This is a genomic window from Ideonella flava, from assembly GCF_051857595.1.
GTDB lineage: Bacteria > Pseudomonadota > Gammaproteobacteria > Burkholderiales > Burkholderiaceae_C > Ideonella.
Window position 1 is genome coordinate 46,221 of sequence record NZ_JBPZHD010000017.1, and the last position, 13,502, is coordinate 59,722.

15 protein-coding genes are annotated in these 13,502 nt (G+C 70.7%); 7 read left to right on the plus strand and 8 right to left on the minus strand.

The annotated features are described in order from the left end of the window. Positions 1-27 precede the first annotated feature (27 nt). From ACS5PM_RS29995 to ACS5PM_RS30005, 3 genes are all read left to right on the plus strand, one after another. Positions 28-1,005, plus strand: coding sequence for an SGNH/GDSL hydrolase family protein (locus tag ACS5PM_RS29995; RefSeq protein ID WP_439391668.1), 978 nt, complete (start codon positions 28-30; stop codon positions 1,003-1,005). A gap of 131 nt (positions 1,006-1,136) precedes the next feature. After that, entirely contained in the window at positions 1,137-2,228 is a 1,092-nt protein-coding gene (locus tag ACS5PM_RS30000) for an SGNH/GDSL hydrolase family protein (protein WP_439391669.1), read from the plus strand. A 32-nt stretch (positions 2,229-2,260) separates the two neighbouring features. Beyond that, positions 2,261-2,932, plus strand: a complete 672-nt coding sequence (locus ACS5PM_RS30005) for an OmpW/AlkL family protein (RefSeq protein WP_439391671.1) — start codon at positions 2,261-2,263, stop codon at positions 2,930-2,932. A gap of 67 nt (positions 2,933-2,999) precedes the next feature. Here ACS5PM_RS30005 and ACS5PM_RS30010 read toward each other — a convergent pair whose 3' ends face one another. Then, on the minus strand, positions 3,000-4,535 hold the full coding sequence (locus ACS5PM_RS30010) for a D-alanyl-D-alanine carboxypeptidase/D-alanyl-D-alanine-endopeptidase (protein ID WP_439391673.1): 1,536 nt from the start codon (positions 4,533-4,535) through the stop codon (positions 3,000-3,002). Positions 4,536-4,640: 105 nt separating this feature from the next. On the opposite strand from ACS5PM_RS30010, the gene tsaB reads away from it, so the two are divergent. Genes tsaB through ACS5PM_RS30025 form a run of 3 tightly spaced genes read left to right on the plus strand, consistent with a single transcriptional unit; the run spans position 4,641 to position 6,687 of the window. Then, positions 4,641-5,378, plus strand: a complete 738-nt coding sequence (gene tsaB, locus ACS5PM_RS30015) for a tRNA (adenosine(37)-N6)-threonylcarbamoyltransferase complex dimerization subunit type 1 TsaB (protein WP_439391675.1) — start codon at positions 4,641-4,643, stop codon at positions 5,376-5,378. Beyond that, positions 5,375-5,887, plus strand: a complete 513-nt coding sequence (gene rimI, locus ACS5PM_RS30020) for a ribosomal protein S18-alanine N-acetyltransferase (protein WP_439391677.1) — start codon at positions 5,375-5,377, stop codon at positions 5,885-5,887. The genes tsaB and rimI overlap by 4 nt, the downstream gene beginning before the upstream one ends. After that, positions 5,884-6,687, plus strand: coding sequence for a uracil-DNA glycosylase (locus tag ACS5PM_RS30025; protein ID WP_439391678.1), 804 nt, complete (start codon positions 5,884-5,886; stop codon positions 6,685-6,687). Before rimI ends, ACS5PM_RS30025 begins: the two co-directional genes overlap by 4 nt. A gap of 134 nt (positions 6,688-6,821) precedes the next feature. Here the strand turns inward: ACS5PM_RS30025 and ACS5PM_RS30030 are convergent, their stop codons facing one another. Together ACS5PM_RS30030 and ACS5PM_RS30035 are read right to left on the minus strand one after the other, a co-directional pair. Continuing rightward, positions 6,822-7,331, minus strand: coding sequence for a GNAT family N-acetyltransferase (locus ACS5PM_RS30030; RefSeq protein WP_439391680.1), 510 nt, complete (start codon positions 7,329-7,331; stop codon positions 6,822-6,824). A 49-nt stretch (positions 7,332-7,380) separates the two neighbouring features. Then, positions 7,381-8,085, minus strand: coding sequence for a cytochrome b/b6 domain-containing protein (locus ACS5PM_RS30035; RefSeq protein WP_439391682.1), 705 nt, complete (start codon positions 8,083-8,085; stop codon positions 7,381-7,383). Between the two features lie 130 nt (positions 8,086-8,215). On the opposite strand from ACS5PM_RS30035, the gene ACS5PM_RS30040 reads away from it, so the two are divergent. After that, entirely contained in the window at positions 8,216-8,680 is a 465-nt protein-coding gene (locus tag ACS5PM_RS30040) for a c-type cytochrome (RefSeq protein WP_439391684.1), read from the plus strand. Positions 8,681-8,740: 60 nt separating this feature from the next. Here the strand turns inward: ACS5PM_RS30040 and ACS5PM_RS30045 are convergent, their stop codons facing one another. The 5 genes from ACS5PM_RS30045 to ACS5PM_RS30065 all read right to left on the minus strand — a co-directional run bounded on the left by ACS5PM_RS30045 (position 8,741) and on the right by ACS5PM_RS30065 (position 13,453). After that, on the minus strand, positions 8,741-9,409 hold the full coding sequence (locus tag ACS5PM_RS30045) for a DUF1223 domain-containing protein (protein WP_439391686.1): 669 nt from the start codon (positions 9,407-9,409) through the stop codon (positions 8,741-8,743). Positions 9,410-9,528: 119 nt separating this feature from the next. After that, positions 9,529-10,464, minus strand: a complete 936-nt coding sequence (gene egtD, locus ACS5PM_RS30050) for an L-histidine N(alpha)-methyltransferase (protein WP_439391688.1) — start codon at positions 10,462-10,464, stop codon at positions 9,529-9,531. Next, positions 10,461-11,738 (minus strand): ergothioneine biosynthesis protein EgtB, encoded by a 1,278-nt coding sequence (gene egtB, locus ACS5PM_RS30055; protein ID WP_439391689.1) that lies wholly within the window; start codon positions 11,736-11,738, stop codon positions 10,461-10,463. Before egtB ends, egtD begins: the two co-directional genes overlap by 4 nt. A 378-nt stretch (positions 11,739-12,116) precedes the next feature. Then, positions 12,117-12,842, minus strand: coding sequence for an alanyl-tRNA editing protein (locus ACS5PM_RS30060; protein WP_439391690.1), 726 nt, complete (start codon positions 12,840-12,842; stop codon positions 12,117-12,119). A 14-nt stretch (positions 12,843-12,856) separates the two neighbouring features. After that, the gene (locus tag ACS5PM_RS30065) at positions 12,857-13,453 is read right to left on the minus strand and encodes a superoxide dismutase family protein (protein WP_439391692.1); all 597 of its coding nucleotides are present in this window, start codon (positions 13,451-13,453) and stop codon (positions 12,857-12,859) included. Positions 13,454-13,502 lie beyond the last annotated feature (49 nt).

Below are 13,502 nucleotides of genomic sequence, written 5' to 3' on the forward strand. Positions count from 1 at the left end.
GGTGCCCTCACTCCCCTGACCCTGACCATGAGCAAGACCCCCCAATCGCCGGCCCGCCGTGCCCACCGCCGCGTCCTGCACTTCGCTGCCGTGGCCGCGCTCGGGCTGGGCCTGCTGGCCGGTTGCGGCGGCAGCACCAGCACCGTGGATGCCTTCATTCCGGGCCGCTTGCTGGTCTTTGGCGATGACCTGAGCACGATGACCAGTGACGGCCGCAAGTACACCGTCAATGCCGCCGACGAGAACGGCCTGCTGCAGTGCCAGTTGAACCCGCTGTGGGTTCAGACCCTGGCCGCGCAATACGCCATGGTTTTCGCCGAGTGCAATCCGGACAACCAGGGCAACCCGAAGGCCAAGATGCTGGCCGCCGCCGGCGCCACGACGGAAGACATGGCCACCCAGATCCGCACCTTCACTTCCAGCGACAGCATCCAGCCGGACGATCTCGCCACCGTGCTGGTCGGCATGAACGATGTGCTGCAGGCCTACGCCACCTGGCCTTCCGAAAGCGAGGACGTGCTGATCGCGCTCATGGAGGATGCCGGCGCCCGCGCCGCGCAGCAAGTCAACGAGCTCGCCGGCTCCGGGGCGCGGGTGCTCGTCAGCACCATGCCCGACTTGGGCCAGTCGCCGTTCGCCAAGGCCGAGGCCCTGGAGAAGGGCGATGTTGCCGCCGCGGTGTTGAGCCGGATGTCCACCGCCTTCAACCGCAGCCTCCGGCTGAATCTGCTGAACGACGGCAGCAAGCTCGGCCTGTTGCTGATGGATGACCTGATGCACGGGATGGTCCGCGTGTCCGCGGGCTATGGCCTGTCCAACATCGACACCCCGGTCTGCGAAGACAGCGCGCCTTTGCCGGACTGCAACAGCCTGACGCTCGTCAGCGGCGATCCCACGCCCACGGCCTCGAACTACCTCTGGGCGGACGCGACGCGGCCGTCTCCGGTGCCGCAACACTACCTCGGCATCCAGGCCATCACGCGGGCGCGGAACAACCCCTTCTGAGCGCACGCGGCGCCTGCTGTCAGCGCCTCGCCACACGCAGGGTTTGCCCCGGCGTGGGCGAGAAAACCTGCCTCGTATAGTCGTCTGCATTAAATCGAACGGTCGTTCGATTTTTTTTCAACGAGGTGGGCATGAAGAGATTTCATCCGTCATGGGTGGCCGCGGCCGCGGCTGCTCTGTTGGTGGCGTGCAGTGGCGGCGGCGAGGGCGACCAGTCGCCCCGCGTGACCTACGGCAAGCTGGTGACGTTCGGCGACAGCCTGAGCGACGTGGGCACCTACAACGTCGGCATCGTCGCGACGATGGGCGGGGGTCGCTACAGCATCAACACCGGCGATGCGCTGAACTGGACCGAACTGCTGGCGACCACGCTTGGCGTGGATCCGCTGTGCCCGGCGGAAACCGGTCTGAACTCTGCCGCCGAGCTGGGCGGCCCAGTGGCGACGGTCGACCATGCCGGCTGCTACAGCTATGCGCAAGGCGGCGCACGCGTGACGGACCCGGTGGGCCCGGGCAATGCCGCACTGCTGGCGCTGGGCGATCCGTCAGGGGCGCTGGGGCAGCTGACCAAGCCGGTGGTCTCGCAGATCGCGGCCCACCTGGCCGCTTCGGGCGGCACCTTTGCACCCGATGACCTGGTGACTGTGCTGGCTGGTGGCAACGACCTGTTCATGAACGTGGCCACCTTCCAGGCGATGGTCGCCGGCGGTGTGCCGGTCGAGGACGCCACCGCCGCCGTCGTGGCGAACATGCAGACGGCTGGCACCGAACTGTCGGGTTATGTCAAGACCGAGATCGTCGCGAAGGGGGCCACCCGTGTGGTCGTCGTGAACGTGCCGGACATCGCCATCACCCCGTCCTTCCTGGCCGAGCCGGACAGCCAGCCGCTGGTCGAGGCCATGGTGCAGGCCTTCAATGCCGCGCTGGCCACCGGCCTGAGCGGCACCGAGTCCACCGTGCTCCAGGTGGATCTGTATTCCACCTCCAGGGACCAGGCCGCCAACCCGACGCAATACGGCCTGACGAACGTCACCACGCCGGCCTGCGACCTGGCGGGGGTGCTGGCCGAGCTGCCGACTTCGCTGGTGTGCACCACCGACACGCTGGTGGCCGGTGTGACCGAGACCTGGGCCTTTGCCGACACGGTGCACCCCACCCCGTACGGCTACAAGCTGATCGCCCAGCTGGTCAACATCGAGATGGCCAAGAAGGGCTGGCTGTGAGCCGGCCGCGCAGCAACAAGGACATTGCCACCATGAAGAAGAACCTTCGTTCGGCGCTCGCCTGCGCTGCCCTTGCCGTGGCCGCCTCGCCTGCGATGGCGCAGGAAGCGGGCACGGTTGCCGTCAAGTTCGGCTACAACCAGATCGTGCCCCAGGTCAGCAGCGGCGACCTCTCCGCGCCCAGCCTGCCGGGCACCAAGGTCGACGTGAAGGAGGCCGGCGCGCCCATCCTGACGCTGACCTACATGTACTCGTCCGACGTCTCGTTCGAGCTGTACGCGGGCCTGCCCTATGAGCATGACATCGTCGGCGACGGCGCCATCAAGGGCGTGGGCAAGATCGCCAGCGTGCGGCAGGTTTCGCCGACGCTGTTCGGCCAGTACCGCTTCCTGGAGAAGGAGGCGACGTTCCGGCCCTACGTCGGCCTGGGCCTGACCTACGTCTACCACTATCACGAGGAAGGCAGTGCCGCGCTGACGGCCCTGACCAACCCGGGCGGCGACCCGACGCTGATGGAGACCGACGACGCCTGGGGCCTCTCGGCGCAGATCGGCGCGACCTTCAAGATCGACCGCAACTGGTTCGTCGACGCCTCGTTCATCAAGACCTACGTCAAGACCACGTCGCACCTGTCGACCGGCCAGTCGATCGAGACCAAGCTCGACCCCATGGCCTACAACCTGTCCATCGGCTACCGTTTCTGACCGCCCGCTCGCGAGGGCCCTCGAAGGCGGCGGCACCGGGTGCGGTGCCGCCGCCTTTCTCATGGGCTCATTCGCGCGGCGGCCTCGGTGCGCCGCGGATCACCCACTGCACCAGCGCATCCAGCGCCGGCCGGGCCGCTGCCGCCTGAGGGTGGTTGACGAGCGCGACCAGCACGTAGCGCCGGCCGTCGTCCGAAAGCACGTAGCCGCCCAGCGCCGCCACGTCGCGCAGTGAGCCGGTCTTGAGGTGGGCGCGGCCCACCGAGGCCGTCGAGCGACGCAGGGTGCCGTCCGTGCCGGTGACGGGCAGGGAGCTGACCAGCTCCGGCATCACGCCGCTGGCCCACGCGTGTTGCAGCAGGCGCGCCAGCAGCTGGGCGCTGACACGCGCGTCTCGCGAAAGGCCCGAGCCGTTGTCGATCACCGTGGCCTGGGCGGCCGCCTCGCCGAAGCGGGAGGTGAGCCAGGCCCGAAGTGCGCTTCGCGCGTCATCGGGGCGGATCGCCGGGGCCGGCAACGACGGGGCGGCCCAGGAGGCGGCACTGGCCGCGGGAAGCGGCGGGCCCGGCGGGATCACCGCGTGGGCCGTCGAGGGCGCGGCCAGGCTGAGGAACAGCTGCTCGGCCATGACGTTGTTGCTGAACTTGTTGATGTCGCGCACCACCTCGGCCAGCGGCGGCGACGCCAGTTCGAAGGCCAGGCGCGCGTTCGAGGGCACGGGACCGTCGCGTACGGCGCCGCCCAGGCGCCCTCCCAGATCTCGCCACAACTGCTCGACGAGCCGGGCGTCGTACGCCTGGGGATCGGCCGCCGCCAGGGGCCAGCTGCGCTCGCCGCAGGCGGCCGGGTAGCTGCCGGCAAAGCGCACCCGCAGCGGGTCGGCCAGCTCGGCCTTCAGGCCGGTGCGCCAATCGTCGCAGGGGCCGCCGGCCAGCGGCACGCTCGCGTCCACCAGGACACCGGCCAGCGCCGGCTCCACGGCGACGCGGGCGATGCCTGCGGCCGGGTCCGGCACGAAGCTGTAGCTGACCGACTTGAGGTTCAGCAGCAGCGCGTCGGGTTGCACGTTCTGCGGTTTGTAGGGCTCGTTGTCGAACTCGGCCGGCAGGCGCGTCGGTGGCGCGAAAAAGGCGTGGTCCAGCACGATGTCGCCACGCACCTCCCGAACGCCCGATTGCTGCAAGCGCCGAAGGGCGAGCCACAGGCGCTCCACGACGAGCTTGGGGTCGCCGCGGCCCTGGATCGCGATCGAGCCGTCGAGCACGCCCTCGCGCGAAAGCGCACCGCTGAGGAACACGGGCGTGGTCCAGGTCCAGGCCGGGCCGAGCTGGTCGAGCGCCGAATAGGTGGTGATCAGCTTGAAGACCGATGCCGGATTCATCGGCTGGACGGCGTTCCAGGCCAGCACCTCCCTGCGCGTGCCGGCCTCCTGCACCACCACCGCCATGGCGCTGGCGGGCAGCTTGGCGCGCTGCAGTGCGGCCTCCACGTCGGGCGGCAGATCGACGGCTGTCTCGCGCGCCGAAACGGACACGCAAGAGGCAGCGATGACCATCCCCGCCAGGGCGCGCAGGGGGGCTCGGCAGGCAGGCGGGAGACGCATGGCGCCATGTTCGCACGGCTACACTTGCCCGATGTCCGCCCTCTACCGCCTCGCCGCCCGCACCTGCGCGCCGATGCGGTGGCCCGCGGTGACGGAGCCGGGGGCATGAGGCTGCTGGCGCTGGACACCGCCACCGAGTCGATGGCGGTGGGCCTGGCCGATGGTGCGAACCATTCCGTCCTCAATGCCGAGGGCGGGGCGCTGGCATCCGAGACCCTGATCCCCAGCGCGCTGGAGCTGCTGGCGCAGCGCGGCCTGGCCCCGCGGGACCTGAACGCCGTGGCCTTCGGCCAGGGGCCCGGCGCCTTCACCGGCTTGCGCACAGCGGTGTCTGTGGCACAGGGCCTGGCCTTCGGTATCGGCTGCCCGGTGCTGCCGATCGACAGCCTGCTCATCGTCGCCGAGGACGCCCGAGCCCAGGCGCTGGGTGCCGATGGCGGCGAGCCGTTCGAGGTCTGGGTCGCGATGGATGCGCGCATGGACGAGGTCTACGCCGCCGCCTACCGGCATGACGGCCGCACCTGGCAGATTCGCCGGGCGCCGGCCCTGTATGACCTCGCCACCCTCGCGGCGCATTGGCAGGCCGAAGGCGGGCCGGCGCAGGTGGCCGGGAGCGCGATCGAGGCCTTCGTCGAGCGACTGCCCTGGGGCTCGGCGAGGCGGTGGCCCCGCTGCGCGGATCGTGCCGGCGCGCTGTTGCGCCTGGCGTGCGCCGCCTGGCTCGGCGGGCGCGGTGTCCCGGCCGAGCGCGCTCTGCCGGTCTACCTGCGCGACAAGGTGGCGCTGACCACCGCGGAGCGTGTCGCTGCACGTGCAGCGCCGAGCGGCGGAGGCGGCGCGTGAAGGCAGGCTCCAGCGAATCCCGCGCGCACCCGACTCAGTCCGTGGGTGAGCGGCGCATGACCGTGGCGGATGTCGACGACGTCATGGCAGTCGAGCTTCAGGCCTATCCCTTTCCCTGGTCGCGCGGCCATTTCACCGATTCGCTCGCCGCGGGCTACCTGGCCCAGCTTCGCCTCGCCGGCCGCGAGCTGATCGGCTACTACGTCGCCATGCCCGGGGTCGACGAGCTTCATCTCCTGAACCTGACGGTCGCTCCGGCGCACCAGGGGCGTGGCCACGCGCGCGCCCTGCTGGCCCATCTCGCGCAGGCGGCGCAATCGCTGCAGGCTGCGCAGATCTGGCTCGAGGTCCGCGAAAGCAACACCCGGGCGCGCCTGCTCTACGAGCGCTGGGGCTTCGAGACGGCGGGCCTGCGCAAGTCCTACTACCCGGCGGCCTGCGGGCAGCGCGAGCATGCGCTGGTGATGCGCTGGGCGGTGCCTGCTGCCGGCGAGGGCTGGCTGGCATGAGCTGGACCGACCGGCAGCGCTCGATGCTGCGGGCCATGGGCCTGGCCGTCTGGACGCCATCGATCGGCGAAGCGGAGCCCGAGCCAGGCCCGCCGCAAGCGCTCGCTTCCGAAGCCGCGCCGATCGACGTGCCGCCGAGGTCGGTTGCGGCCTCGCCGACGATGGAAAGACCGCCCCGCGCAGCGCCCAGGGAAGTCGAGGTCATCGACCTGGCCGGCGCCGATGCGGGCGGCGTGGCGAGCATGGACTGGCCGACTCTTCGCGCCGCGGTCTCGGCATGCCGGGCTTGCGCCCTGTGCGAAAGCCGCACGCAGACGGTGTTCGGTGTCGGGCATCCGCAAGCCGACCTGATGGTGGTGGGCGAGGCCCCGGGCGAGCAGGAGGATCTGAAGGGCGAGCCTTTCGTCGGCCCGGCCGGGCAGCTGCTGGACGCGATGCTGCAGGCGATCGGCCTGTCACGGCGGGAGGGCCCGCCCGAGCAGCAGGTCTACATCGCCAATACGCTCAAGTGCCGCCCGCCGCGCAACCGCAACCCCGAGCCGGCCGAGCTGGCCAAGTGCGAGCCCTTCCTGCGCCGGCAGCTCGCCCTGGTGCAGCCGAAGGTCATCCTCGCGATGGGGCGTTTCGCCGTGCAGCAGCTGCTGGGCTCGGACGAGGCCGTCGGCCGCCTGCGCGGCCGCATCCACACCTACGAGGGCGTGCCGCTCGTGGTCACCTACCACCCCGCCTACCTGCTGCGGCAGCCCTCCGACAAGGCCAAGGCCTGGGAAGACCTCTGCCTGGCGGCGAGCTTGCTGTAGCAGAGAGACATCCCGGGTCAACCCCCTATTCGCGGGCCGAGTGCCGGGCCGCTCCCAAGCTGGCCCGCATCCCCTCGGGGGATCGGCCGACGTACTCGTCGGGCGAGGGGCTCCAATGAACACGACCGGGGGCGTCACCAGCGCGTGGTCGAACCCTGAAGCTCCGCCTTGAGGTAGTGCGCCCCCGGGATGGGGTTGTAGTAGTAGGGCGGGATCTCCTCGAAGCCGAGCGTGGCGTAGAGCTCCCGGGCCGCCTCCATGTCGTCCAGGGTGTCGAGCAGCATCACCGAATAGCCGGCCTGCACGGCGTGATCCAGCAGGGCCTCCGCCAGCAGGCGGCCCAGGCCGAAGCGGCGGAAGGCGCGCCGGACGTACAGCCGCTTCATCTCGCAGGCGTTGGCGTAATCCACGTCGGACAGCGGCCGCATGGCGCCGCAGCCGGCCAGTTCGCCGTCCACGTAGGCGAGCAGCAGCGTGCCGCCCGGCTCGGCATAGTCGCCCGGCAAGCCGGCCAGTTCGGCATCGAATCCCTGAAAGCACAGGTCTATGCCCAGGGACTCGGCGTACTCGCTCAGGATTTCGCGCGTGGCCGCCAGCGCTTCGGGGCTGTCGGGCCGGGATAGCCGGATCTCGGGGGTGGGCATGCCGTGCGGCGGCGTCGTGGGGAATGGGAGTTTAGGGCCGTTGGCGCGGCTACCCAAGACCCGCGACCCAGGTCGCCAGCGCGCCGCAGGCGATGACCAGGAGGATCGCCAGCAGCCGCGTCCCGGCGCTGTCGGTGCTGGGCGGCGTGCCGGCGGGCAGCAGCTTGTCGCCCGTCCACATCGGCCGCAGCAGCGCCCGGTGGCGGACCAGGACATGCCAGGCGATCGCGGCCAGGTGCAGGCCGATCCACGCCCAGATCAGCCAGCGACCGAAGGCCTTGTGCCAGTGAGTGGCCAGGCTCGCCGTCGAACTGGCCACGAAGCGGTTGAGCGGCCCGGTGGTGGCGATCTCGTCATCGGCCACCAGGCCGGTGGCGACCTGCGCTGCCAGCAACAGCAGCAAGGCGAACACCGAAAGGCTGCCCAGCGGGCTGTGCCCGACGTCGAAGCGCTCCTCGGCCAGCGGCCGGCCGCGAAGATAGCGTGCGAAGGCTGACGGCGAGTGGACGAAGCTCCTGAAGCGCGACCAGCGTCCGCCGACCATTCCCCAGAGCAGCCGGAACAGGATCAGCGCCCCCACCGACAGGCCGAGGCGCATGTGCCACGCCAGGGCATGGCCGCCGATCGGTCCGGTCAGGAGCAGGCCGATCACGGCCGCGGCCAGCAGCCCGTGGAAAAGGCGGGTCGGCAGATCCCACACGCGAATCGGCGTCACGGCCGGGGGCTGCGGTGCGGGCTCTTCGACGGGCGGCATGGGCCGTGACCATAACCCGGCCCGTCGCACGCTGCGCGGCGGCCTGGAGGTTTCCCTGGAGATGGAATACGACGGGCGCCGCAGGCGTACACGGGCATCCATCCACCCAGTCCCATTGGAGAACGCGCCCATGAATCGTCTCGTCTCGGCCGCCGCCACGGCGGTGGTCGCCGCCATCGGCCTCGGCACCGTCCTTCCGGCCGCCGCCCAGTTCCAGAAGCCGGAGGATGCGGTGAAGTACCGCAAGGCGGCGATGACCGTGATGGCCACCCATTTCGGCCGCATCGCCGCGATGGCCAACGGCAAGGCGCCATTCGACCCCGCGGCCGCGCAGGCGAACGCCGAACTGGTGGCGGTGTTGTCCAAGCTGCCCTTTGCCGGCTTCATCGAGGGCACGTCGAGCGGCGACACCAAGGCCAAGTCCGAGATCTGGAGCGAGCCGGACAAGTTCAAGGCGGGCGCCAGCAAGATGCAGGAAGACGTCGCCAAGCTCAACGTCGCGGCCAGGACCGGCAACCTCGAACAGATCAAGGCGGCGGTCGGCGACGTGGGCAAGAGCTGCAAGAGCTGCCACGACAACTACCGGAAGGAGTGAGCCTTTCCGGGAAGTCCGCGGCGGCAGGGTGCGCACGGTGAGCGATCGTCGCTCACCTTGCTAGCAACCCGGTGCGTATGCCAGCGCGAGCTGTCGCGCCGCCAGTGGCCGGCCGCCTGCTCCGTCCGTCAGCACGAACACCGCCTGTGCGGAATGGCCGGCAGACGCCGCGGGCACCGACCAGCGTCGCTCGGTGGCGGAGTGGGCGGCCCAGGCCGCGACGGGTTCGTATCGGCGCACCACGTGCTCGTGCCGCAGGGCTCGGCCGGCGTTCTCGCCCCGGCCGACATGGCTCGCGTGGCCATCCTCGACCAGCGCCCAATAACCCGCCAGCCGGATGGTGCCGGGCGCTGGCCCGATCTCGGCCACCAGCTGCTGGCCGTCGCGACGCAGGTCCAGGCGGGGCGCATCGGCCGGCAGGGCGTTCGACGCCCCGGCCGGCCACACCGAGGGCTTGAGCTGGCGCCAGCCGGGGAAGTCGCGTCCATTGGCGACGACCTGCGGCGTGTAGACGAAGCGGGCACCGCTGGCCGACTGGATCTGGCGCTGGCGGGCGGTGTAGGCCGCATCGCCGAAGCGATCGGCCCAGCCGAGGTCGTCCCAGTAGTCGACGTGGAAGGCCAGGGCCAGCACCGAGCCATCGGTGGGCAGGCCGGCGATCCATTGGTCGGCCGGCGGGCAGGAGCTGCAGCCTTCGGAGGTGTAGAGCTCGATGACGGCCGCAGGCACCTTCGATGGCGCTGCGGGGCAGGCGGGCGCCGCGTGGGCACCGGCGGCGAGTGCCAGTAGAAGAAGCGGAGCGAGCGATGGACAGGCCATGCGTCTTGGTCGCCCCGCCTGGCGCTGCCTTACACGGCCGGTCGCAGCCAGTGGATGGAGAACCAGCGGCGCGAATCCACCCACACCGCCTCGGGCCGGAAACCGGCCGATTCGGCCAGGCGCTGGAAGCCCGCGACGGTGTACTTGTAGGAGTTCTCGGTGTGGATGCTCTCGCCTTCCTGGACGGGCAGGGCATGGCCGCAAAGGTGCACCACCTGGTCGCACCGGCTGACGAGGTGCATCTCGATGCGTTGCAGCGGCGGGTGGAAGAACGCGCTGTGGGCCCAGCGGGCGAGGTTGAAATCCGCGCCCAGTTCGGCATTGGCGCGCGCCAGCAGGTTGCGATTGAAGCGCGCCGTCACGCCCTGCGCATCGTTGTAGGCCGCGTGCAGGAGGTCGGGCTCCTTGACCAGGTCCACCCCGATCAGCAGCCCGCCGTCGAGCCAGCGGGCCATGCGCGCGAGCAGCGGGCCGGCCTCGTCGGGCTCGAAGTTGCCGATCGAGCTGCCGGGGAAGAAGCCCACGCGGGGGCCGCGCGCCGCGGGCAACACGAAGTCCTGGGTGAAATCGAGCGCCACCGGGCGCACGAACAGGCCGGGGCGGTCGCGTTGCAACTGCGCGGCGCTGGCGTGCAGGTGCTCGGCCGAGATGTCGATGGGCAGCAGGCCGGCCGGTCGCTCCAGGGCATCGAGCAGCAGCCGCACCTTGCGCAGGCTGCCGGCGCCGAACTCGACCACCTCGGCGCCGGGGCCGATGCGGCGCGCGATGTCGTCGGCGTGGCGGTCCAGCAGGCCGAGCTCGGTGCGTGTCGGGTAGTACTCCGGCAGCTCGCAGATCGCATCGAACAGGCGCGAGCCCTCGGTGTCGTAGAACCACTTGGGCGAGATGCGGTGCGGGCGGCGCGTGAGCGCCTCCTGCATGGCATGGGCGAATTCGCTGGCGCAGGTATCGGGCGATGGTTTCATGGCTCGAGGTCACGCGCCAGGCGCAGGCCGCTGAACTGCCAGCGTGCCCCGGGCGGGAAAAAGTTGCGGTAGGTCAGGCGGGCATGCCCGGGCGGAGTGGCACAGCTGCTGCCTCGCAGCACCAGCTGTCCCACCATGAACTTGCCGTTGTATTCGGCCACCGTGCCGGCCCAGGGCTTGAAGCCTGGGTAGGGGTCATAGGAGGAGCGCGTCCATTGCCAGACGGCGCCGAAGCATTGCGGGTCTGCCGCGCTGCCCCGCGGGCCCGGCACCAGCGGGCCGGGGGATGAAGACGGCGTGGCGCCCCAGGCCCGAACCGCCGCTTCCCACTCGAACTCGGTGGGCAGCCGGGCGCCGGCCCAGGCGGCGTAGGCCGCCGCTTCGTAGAAGCTGAGGTGCGCGACCGGGGCGTCCGGCCGTCTCGGCTGCTCGCCATGGAGGCCGAACTCCCGCGCGCCATCGCGCCAGTACGGCGGCGCCTGCCACCCCTGGGCCTGCACGAGGGCCCAGCCGTCGGACAGCCAGAACTCGGGCCGGCGGTAGCCACCGTCTTCAATGAAGGCCTGGTAGTCGCGGTTCGTGACGAGTTGCCGCGACAGGGCGAAGGGGGCCAGCTTCACCGGATGGCGCGGACCTTCGTTGTCGAACGCGAATCCGCAGCCCGCCTCATGGCCGATCTCGACATCGCCGCCGCGGCAATCCCACCATCCGGTCTCGGTGGGTTCGATGCGCGAAACCGGGGGCGCAGGAGGTGGCGCGTAGGCCGGTGAAAGAGGGCTGAGCGACAGCAGGTGCAGGATGTCCGTGAGGATCAGCTCCTGGTGCTGCTGCTCATGATGCAGCCCCAGCTCGACGAGCGGCGCGGCCTGCCGCCAGGTGTCCTCGTCCGCCCCGCGGACCAGGGCTTGCAAGGCTTCATCGATGTGGCGGCGGTAGGCGAGGACTTGAACCAGCGACGGCCGGGTCAGCAGCCCGCGCTGAGGCCGCGGATGGCGGCTGCCCAGGCTTTCGTAATAGGAGTTGAACAGCTTTGCAAAACGTTCGTCGAAGGCTCGGTACGACGGCGCAAAGCGCTGCAGCACCACCGCTTCGAAGAACCAGCTGCTGTGCGCCAGGTGCCATTTGGTGGGGCTGGCATCCGGCATGGATTGCGCCTGCTGGTCCTCGGCCGAGAGCGGCTGGGCCAGGGCCAGCGTGTGGGCGCGGACGCCCTGCAGCCGATCGGCCAGCGCGGCGCGGGATGCAAAACGATCGGTCGGCGATGTCGGCTGCATGACGGCCCGATGGGATGGCGGGGGAACGCGCAATGTAGTGTGCGCCAGCCCGGCCGTCGACCACCGTGGTTCGGGGCTGCTGACAACGGCGTGGCAGCAGATGGCGTGCCTGACTGATGCCCCCACGGCCCCTGCCGGGGCCTGCCCCGCGAGGGGGCTCGCGCAGCGGCGGAGATGAGGCCCCCACGCCCCCTGCCGGGGGCTGCCCCCCGTGGGGGCTCGCGCAGCGGACCGGCAGAGCCGGATCCGCGCACGCCCTGGTAGGGGCGCCCGCGCGCCTATGCGAAGCCCAGGACGACCCTGCGGGTCATCGCGCTCTTCTTTTGGCGTTGGCCGGGTTGCCGAAAGAAGGCGCGGCCGATGGCCGGCTGGGCTTTGCTAGGCAAACCCCAGGATGACCCTGCGGGTCATCGCGCTCTTCTTTTCGATCTTGGTGACGATGACGGGGCCGATGTCGGCGGTGTTGCCGACGTGGGTGCCGCCGCAGGGTTGGAGGTCGACGCCCTCGATCTCGACGAGGCGGACGCGGCCGCTGCCGCGGGGAGGTTGCACGCTCATGCTGCGCACGAGTTGCGGGTTGGCGTCGAGTTCGGCTTCGGTGATCCAGCGCGTGGTCACCGGCCGCGCGGCGGCGACGAAGCGGGCCAGGCCTTCGGTGAGGGCCTGCCTTTCGAGCGGCTCGCTCATGTGGAAGTCCAGTCGGGCGTACTGGGCGGTGATGGAGCAGCCGTCCACCGGATGCGGCACCAGGGCGCACAGCAGGTGGGTGGCGGAGTGGAAGCGCCGGTGGGCCCGCCGGCGGTCCGCATCGATGCGGGCGACGAGGGGTTCGCCCGGCGCCAGGTCGGCGGCCTGCGCGGGGTCGGCCAGCAGATGCAGGATCTGACCAGGCTCGGGGCCCTTGCGCGTGTCGGCGACCGCCAGCTGGCGCCCGTCCGCCAGCACCAGCCAGCCGGCATCCCCGGCCTGCCCACCACCTTGTGGGTAGAACACCGTGCGGTCCAGCTGCACGGCACCGTCACCCGCTGCCGTCACCACGGCTTCGCACTCCAGAAGGTCCGCGTCCTCGCGGAACAGCTCTTCGGTCGCGGGCGGGGCGCTCATGCCGCTGACGCGGATCAATAGCCCGCGATGACACCGCAGGCGATGCGGCCGCCGGAGTTGCCGGTGGGCTGGGTGGCGTAGTCGTCGGGGTTGGCGTGCACGATCACCGCGTGGTCGACGACGCTCGTCGGGCCGGCCGTGACCGTCGGGCCGGTGAGCGTGAACTTGACGTCGGCCACGCCGTTGGCATCGGCCTTCAGCGCCGGCATGTCGCCGGCATGGTGGGCGCTGGTCTGCGGCCCGTGGGGCTTGCCGTCGGGGTTGAAGTGGCCGCCCGCGCTGGTGCCGTCGGCGCTGGCGCAGTCGCCCTTTTCGTGGATGTGCACGCCATGCTCGGCACCCGGCTTCAGGCCGCTCACATGGGCATGGACCATCACCTGGCCGTCTCCCATCTGGTGGAACACGAACAGGCCGCGCGCCGTGTTGCCCTGGGTGGGCGTGAGCGAGGCCACGGCGACCTTGCCCTTCATGCCCATCATCATGTGCTCGCCGTCCATGCGGCCGCCCATCTTGTCGTCGCCCATGCCCTTGTGGTCATGGCCCGGCGAGGCGCAGGCGGCGAGCAGGAGGGCAGGCACGGCGGCGGCAAGGGTCAGGCGGAATCGCTTCATGGTCGGGGCTCCTCTGGGGTTGTTGGAACTGGGGCCCGACTGTAGGCGC

What these genes read in the sequence shown, in the direction of transcription:
- ACS5PM_RS29995 (WP_439391668.1), top strand. Translation starts at nt 28, where the DNA reads ATGAGCAAGACCCCCCAATCGCCGGCCCGCCGTGCCCACCGCCGCGTC.
- ACS5PM_RS30000 (WP_439391669.1), top strand. Translation starts at nt 1,137, where the DNA reads ATGAAGAGATTTCATCCGTCATGGGTGGCCGCGGCCGCGGCTGCTCTG.
- ACS5PM_RS30005 (WP_439391671.1), top strand. Translation starts at nt 2,261, where the DNA reads ATGAAGAAGAACCTTCGTTCGGCGCTCGCCTGCGCTGCCCTTGCCGTG.
- ACS5PM_RS30010 (WP_439391673.1), bottom strand. Translation starts at nt 4,535, where the DNA reads ATGCGTCTCCCGCCTGCCTGCCGAGCCCCCCTGCGCGCCCTGGCGGGG.
- tsaB (WP_439391675.1), top strand. Translation starts at nt 4,641, where the DNA reads ATGAGGCTGCTGGCGCTGGACACCGCCACCGAGTCGATGGCGGTGGGC.
- ACS5PM_RS30025 (WP_439391678.1), top strand. Translation starts at nt 5,884, where the DNA reads ATGAGCTGGACCGACCGGCAGCGCTCGATGCTGCGGGCCATGGGCCTG.
- ACS5PM_RS30030 (WP_439391680.1), bottom strand. Translation starts at nt 7,331, where the DNA reads ATGCCCACCCCCGAGATCCGGCTATCCCGGCCCGACAGCCCCGAAGCG.
- ACS5PM_RS30035 (WP_439391682.1), bottom strand. Translation starts at nt 8,085, where the DNA reads ATGCCGCCCGTCGAAGAGCCCGCACCGCAGCCCCCGGCCGTGACGCCG.
- ACS5PM_RS30040 (WP_439391684.1), top strand. Translation starts at nt 8,216, where the DNA reads ATGAATCGTCTCGTCTCGGCCGCCGCCACGGCGGTGGTCGCCGCCATC.
- egtD (WP_439391688.1), bottom strand. Translation starts at nt 10,464, where the DNA reads ATGAAACCATCGCCCGATACCTGCGCCAGCGAATTCGCCCATGCCATG.
- egtB (WP_439391689.1), bottom strand. Translation starts at nt 11,738, where the DNA reads ATGCAGCCGACATCGCCGACCGATCGTTTTGCATCCCGCGCCGCGCTG.
- ACS5PM_RS30060 (WP_439391690.1), bottom strand. Translation starts at nt 12,842, where the DNA reads ATGAGCGCCCCGCCCGCGACCGAAGAGCTGTTCCGCGAGGACGCGGAC.
- ACS5PM_RS30065 (WP_439391692.1), bottom strand. Translation starts at nt 13,453, where the DNA reads ATGAAGCGATTCCGCCTGACCCTTGCCGCCGCCGTGCCTGCCCTCCTG.